This window comes from Salinifilum aidingensis (assembly GCF_054782015.1).
The window spans coordinates 1-968 of sequence record NZ_BAAGTH010000032.1; the positions used below are offsets into that span (position 1 = coordinate 1).

Here is a 968-nt window from a genome sequence, read left to right on the forward strand (position 1 = left end):
GTACGAGTGCACGCCTACGGCGAACCGGCGAAGCTGGACACCGTGCCGGACCCGGCTCCGGCGGGGCCGCTCGACGTCCTCGTCGAAGTCGGCGCGGCCGGGGTGTGCCGGACGGACCTGCACATCATCGAGGGGCAGTGGGCCGACAAGAGCGGCGTCGCGCTGCCCTACATCATCGGTCACGAGAACGCGGGCACGGTCCGCGAGGTCGGCTCGGCCGTCACGAACGTCGCCCCCGGCGACAAGGTCATCCTGCACCCGCTGGTGACCTGCGGGCTGTGCCGCGCCTGCCGCTCCGGCGACGACGTGCACTGCGCGAACTCGCGGTTCCCCGGGATCAACGCGGACGGCGGCATGGCCGAGCTGCTGCTCACGCACGCCCGCTCGGTGGTCAAGCTCGACCCGGGCCTGCCACCGGCCGACGTCGCCGCCCTCGCCGACGCCGGGCTGACCGCCTACCACGCGGTGCGCAAGGCCGTGCCGCTGCTGCACCCCGGCGCGCACGCCCTCGTCATCGGCGCGGGCGGACTCGGCCACATCGGCGTGCAGGTGCTGCGCGCGCTCACCGCCGCCGAGGTCACCGTCGTCGACCGCTCCGAACGGGCCCTGGACCTGGCCGCCCAGCTCGGCGCGGACCACACCGTGCTCGCCACCGGCGGTCACGTGGACGCGGTCCGCGAGATCACCGGCGGGGCGGGCGCGCACGTGGTGTTCGACTTCGTCGGCGAGTCGGGCACGGAAGCCGAAGGGGTGGCGCTCACGCGCGACGCCGGTTCCTACTTCACGATCGGTTACGGCGGCCGCGTCGACGTTCCCACGATCGACATCATCTCCCGCGAGATCAACATCATCGGCAACCTCGTCGGCTCCTACAACGACCTCGACGAGCTCATGACGCTCACCGCCCGCGGCGCGGTGTCGCTGCGCACGCACACCTATCCGCTGGACGACGCGGTGGCCGCCCTCGA

General features: G+C 72.9%; 1 protein-coding gene. It reads left to right on the forward strand.

Annotated elements, in window-relative coordinates; translation table 11 throughout:
• The coding region (locus tag ACYVJE_RS22980; RefSeq protein WP_461146123.1) for an NAD(P)-dependent alcohol dehydrogenase at positions 1–968 on the forward strand (968 nt) is incomplete at both ends.